The following is a 4,166-nucleotide window of genomic DNA, read 5'->3' on the forward strand; positions in this document are numbered from 1 at the left end:
CGAGGTACGCGGCATCAACCGCGTGGTCTACGACGTGACGAGCAAGCCGCCAGGCACCATCGAGTGGGAGTGACGGATACAAATGGCGGCAATAGCGTAGTTTGAAGTAGTTACGACAAGTCTTCGTGGCACTCTTGAGCGACCTCCAATGACTCAGGATATTCCTCGTGTGATTTGATGGCGCTTTCTCGAAAAGTAAAGAGAGGTGTGGTCGGCGGAGTATATTGGCGTGCTGGAGCGTACAATTCGGCGGTTCGCTGGAGATCGGCGCAGCTGGCGTCGCAATCGGAAAATGAACGCAATCCTAGCCAGCGCAGCACGACAACTTGGCGACGTCCTTGGCAAAGCCGAGTGCCGCGAGCTTCAAGCCCTCGACAGTGGTTAAATACGGAAAGATCGCATCGGCGAGATCCTCGACATTGAGGCCTTGCCGGATCGCCAGCGCCGCGGTCTGGATACTGTCGGCTCCTTCCGGCGCGAGAATATGCGCGCCGAGCAACCGGCCACTGCTGGCATCGGCCACGAGCTTGATGAGCCCACGGGTGTCGCGAGCGGCGAGTGCGCGCGGCACCCGCTCGAGACCGATCGTCGAGACACGGACGGCATGTCCGGCGGCACGGGCCGCGGCCTCGGTGAGGCCCACGCTCGCCACTTGCGGGTCGGTGAAAACGATGGCAGGCATGGCGCTGTTGTCGTAGCGCAGGCTGTCGCCGTTGAGCGCATTCTTGGCAGCAAGCTTGGCACCATAGGCGGCCATGTAGACGAACTGGTCGCGGCCGGTGACATCGCCGGCAGCATAGATGCCGGCCCCGGAGGTGCGCATGCGGTCATCAACGACAATGCCGCCTTTCGGTGAGAGCACGATGCCGTGCTCGGCGAGCCCAAGGTCTTCGATGTTGGGCGTGCGACCGGTAGTGATCAGCACCTGATCGGCGATCGTCGTATCGTGGCAGTCGATGGAAACGTCGAGCACAATGCCGTTCTCGGTCCCGCGGATAGCACGGTAGGCGATGCCAGAGACCACGGTGATCCCTTCGTCCTCGAAATACCCCGTCAGGGCCGCGCCGATCTCGGGCTCGGCCTCGGGGAGCAGCCGAGACCGGCAAACGAGCGTCACCTTGACGCCGGCGCGGGCGAACATCTGGGCGAGTTCCGCCCCGATGTAGCCGCCTCCGATGACGAGCAACGATCGTGGTAGCTCCTCAAGATCGAGCGCGGTCGTACTGGTCAGATAGGGCACGTCCTCAATGCCAGGGATGGCGGGAACAGCCGGCCGCGCGCCGGTCGCGATAATGATCTTGCCGGCGGGAATGCGCGCGCCGTTCACCTCGACACCACCTTCCACGAGACGCGCCGCGCCCTCATGATAGGCGATGCCGTTATAGGCCGGCAGCAGATCCACGTACTTGGCTTGGCGCAGTTCGGAAACGAGTGCGTCCTTCTGACGGATGGTTCCGCGCCAGTCCGTCAGCTCGGCCTCGGCCGCGATGCCGGCGAAACGTGCTGCCACGCGAGCGTTGTGAAGTGTCTCGGCAGCGCGGATCAGCGTCTTCGATGGGACGCAACCGATATTGACGCAAGTGCCGCCGATGGTGCCGTGGCCGATGAGGGCGACTTGCGCACCCTGATCGGCGGCGGTGATCGAAGCCGAGAAGCCGGCTGAGCCGGCGCCGATGACGACGAGATCGTAGGCGCCACCATTGCGACCGTTCGCGCGGAAGGGGCGGTCTGTTGCTGCAGCGCTCTTCAACGCCGCGCGGACCGACGCGTGTGGTGCCATCTCGAGGCCAGCGAGGCTGGGTCCGAAGAGAGCGCGACCCGCCTCCAGTCCTTCCTCGATCGACAGCCGAAAACCGGGCTCGTCCGCGGTACGCTCGCGGCGCCAGGCGGAGAGATGGTCTTCCGAACAGAAGAACGCGGTCGTCGCGCACAGCGAGTTCGCCGCGCACGCGCCTTCGTAATGGACACTTTGCCACATAACGGACGTCTTCGGTTCAACGCGAGCCAGCATCCTACCTTGATCCCGTGTGCTGATCCGAATTGGCGCACCACAATGGCGGCAGCGCGATGCAATCGCGATGTCGCGACCGGTCATGGCGCCGATGCCGAGCGCGTCCACTGCGCACATGGCGTTAACGACGCGTCCGTCCAAGGTGACCTGATGGTCCGCATCCCGGTCGGTAAAGGGATAGGCTCCGACGATCCGATCGCCGTTGAGCACGACGAGGTCACGACGTTGGAGTTCTTCGAGCTGCGGCTGAACGGTCGTCTCGCTCAGCCCCGCGCGCTTGGCAATCGCACTTTGGGTAGGTGCTCGCCCTGCCTCGGCGTAGAGCTTAAGCAGCGCAACGCGAACTCGATCCACGAGACGGTCGCGGTCGCTCCAACGATCGGCGGGTTGGTTGGGTCCAGCCATGATCCGCAGAACATCGTTCATGGCCAGCAGTGCGTCTTTGACGAGGGGAGATGTGACCACAGACCAGTCCGGAAACGTCACGCCGGGCCGCACGGTGTAGCTCGGCGGTGTCGCGGATGCGGAAGCTGCAAGCTTGCCCTGGGGCGAGGAGGATGCGCAGCAATCGTTCATTGCTTCATGCTTTCCTTGTGAATCTTCTTCTCGCAGCCCGCGGCTTGTGCCCGGCGATAATGGACGCCCCACGCGACGAGGCCGAGGCTCGCGCCGATCAGGGGAAGCACCACCAGACCGGCGCCTGCCAACCACGCGCCAAGGCCGGCCAGGGGCAGACCCACGGCGAGGAGCGGCGCCGCGCAGCAGATCGCGGCGAGGATGGCGCCGACCACGCCGGCGCGGACCAGGGCGCGGTCGCTCATCTCAACTGCCCTGCTGTGTCGGATGGGCCGGATAGCCGGCATTCATGCTAGCGGTCGCGATAGTATCCGGGTTCGTCTTAGCGTCGTCGAAGGTCACGGTCGCGGTCTTGGCTTCGAAGGAGACGGCGACCTTCGCAACGCCGGGGACCGCCGCCATTGAGCTCTGCACGATGTAGGGACATGAGGCGCAGGTCATGTTGTCGACAGCGAAGGTGACGGTGCGCTCGCCAGCCCACGCGGCCGGAGCCACGATAACGGAGCCGATCAGGGCGAGCGCGCTCAAATACTTGGTCATGGATGAAACTCCTTTGTCTCAGGCGCCGAGCAGCAGCGGGGCGATGTAGTCGAAGGCGAAGGCGGCCAATACGAGCACCGTCGCGATCCAGAGCGCGAGTTGAACGAAGCGGCTAGGGATCGGGCGCGCGCAAGCGGCGTCATCGGCGCAGGCTCGCCTGGGCTTCCAGTAGACGAGGTAGAAGCCGCATCCGAGAAGGCTTGCCGTGCCGGCGACGAAGAATGGCTTGTAAGGCGCGAGCGCCGTCAGATTGCCGATCCAGGCCCCGCCGATGCCAAGGCTGAACAGAAGCAGCGGCACGATGCAGCAGGAGGAAGCCGCGAGTGCGCCGAGAATGCCGCCCACGGCGATCAGACGCTGCCGCCCGGCGTCGCCTCGTTCAGAGGCAGACAAGTCTGCAGCGGCAGTTTGGGCCGCCGTTGTTCCGGATCGCGATGCAACCATGTCCGGCCTCTCTTCCTTGCCGAAATCCCAAGCGTGCCGTAGCATGCGGTCTGTAGTCACTACAGGGTCAAGAGGGATTTTGCGATGCGCGATCATGCCGCGGTGAAGGGCCTGCAACGGGCCGAGCTCGCGCAGCGTACGGGCTGCAATCTGGAGACCGTGCGCTATTACGAGAAGGTCGGCCTTCTGCCCGAGCCGCCGCGTACGACGAGCGGCTATCGCAGCTACGACACCATGCACGAGCGGCGCCTTTGCTTCGTGCTACGCGCGCGAGAGCTAGGCTTTTCCCTCGATGAAATCCGCGAACTGCTGCGCCTCGTGGATGAACGCGATCGGCCTTGCGGCGAGGCAAGAGATGTGGCCGCCGCCCATCTTAAGGACGTGCGGACGAAAATCGCTGACCTCAAACGGATGGAGCGCATGCTGAAGGAGGTGGTCGCGCAATGCGCTGACGGCACGTTGCCGGAGTGCCCGCTGATCGAGACGCTGTTCCAGGAGCGAACTACCGCATAAGTGCGTCCGAAGGCGACTGGACGATGCGCGCCTACCGCGAGCACGCGGTCGAGACGATCCGCAAACAGGTCGGCAAGGGCAA

Annotated in this window: 5 protein-coding genes and 1 pseudogene; 2 read left to right on the forward strand and 4 right to left on the reverse strand. The window is 64.2% G+C overall.

Features of this window, described 5'->3' with window-relative positions; translation table 11 throughout:
- A pseudogene (locus X773_RS76050) lies at positions 1–73 on the forward strand (GMP synthase); the annotation flags it as partial.
- Between the two features lie 231 nt (positions 74–304).
- On the opposite strand, the gene merBA reads toward X773_RS76050, so the two are convergent.
- The 4 genes from merBA to X773_RS73220 are packed head-to-tail and all read right to left on the reverse strand — an operon-like array spanning position 305 to position 3,571.
- Entirely contained in the window at positions 305–2,587 is a 2,283-nt protein-coding gene (gene merBA / locus X773_RS73205) for a bifunctional organomercurial lyase/mercury(II) reductase MerBA (protein ID WP_023680909.1), read from the reverse strand.
- Complete coding sequence (locus tag X773_RS73210) at positions 2,584–2,832, reverse strand: hypothetical protein (RefSeq protein ID WP_023680910.1); 249 nt, start codon at positions 2,830–2,832, stop codon at positions 2,584–2,586. Before X773_RS73210 ends, merBA begins: the two co-directional genes overlap by 4 nt.
- A 1-nt stretch (position 2,833) precedes the next feature.
- A complete protein-coding gene (locus tag X773_RS73215) occupies positions 2,834–3,127 on the reverse strand; it encodes a cation transporter (protein WP_023680911.1) in 294 nt (97 codons plus the stop codon).
- An 18-nt stretch (positions 3,128–3,145) separates the two neighbouring features.
- Positions 3,146–3,571: a mercuric transporter MerT family protein gene (locus X773_RS73220; RefSeq protein ID WP_031213451.1), complete on the reverse strand. Its 426-nt coding sequence runs from the start codon at positions 3,569–3,571 to the stop codon at positions 3,146–3,148.
- Between the two features lie 84 nt (positions 3,572–3,655).
- On the opposite strand from X773_RS73220, the gene X773_RS73225 reads away from it, so the two are divergent.
- The gene (locus X773_RS73225) at positions 3,656–4,084 is read left to right on the forward strand and encodes a helix-turn-helix domain-containing protein (protein WP_023680913.1); all 429 of its coding nucleotides are present in this window, start codon (positions 3,656–3,658) and stop codon (positions 4,082–4,084) included.
- The last annotated feature ends 82 nt before the right edge of the window (positions 4,085–4,166 follow it).

The organism is Mesorhizobium sp. LSJC280B00 (assembly GCF_000502835.1).
GTDB lineage: Bacteria > Pseudomonadota > Alphaproteobacteria > Rhizobiales > Rhizobiaceae > Mesorhizobium.

Bases quoted from the DNA above. Each gene is read 5' to 3' on its own strand.
- X773_RS73220 (WP_031213451.1), bottom strand. From the start codon at position 3,571: ATGGTTGCATCGCGATCCGGAACAACGGCGGCCCAAACTGCCGCTGCA.
- X773_RS73215 (WP_023680911.1), bottom strand. From the start codon at position 3,127: ATGACCAAGTATTTGAGCGCGCTCGCCCTGATCGGCTCCGTTATCGTG.
- merBA (WP_023680909.1), bottom strand. From the start codon at position 2,587: ATGAACGATTGCTGCGCATCCTCCTCGCCCCAGGGCAAGCTTGCAGCT.
- X773_RS73210 (WP_023680910.1), bottom strand. From the start codon at position 2,832: ATGAGCGACCGCGCCCTGGTCCGCGCCGGCGTGGTCGGCGCCATCCTC.
- X773_RS73225 (WP_023680913.1), top strand. From the start codon at position 3,656: ATGCGCGATCATGCCGCGGTGAAGGGCCTGCAACGGGCCGAGCTCGCG.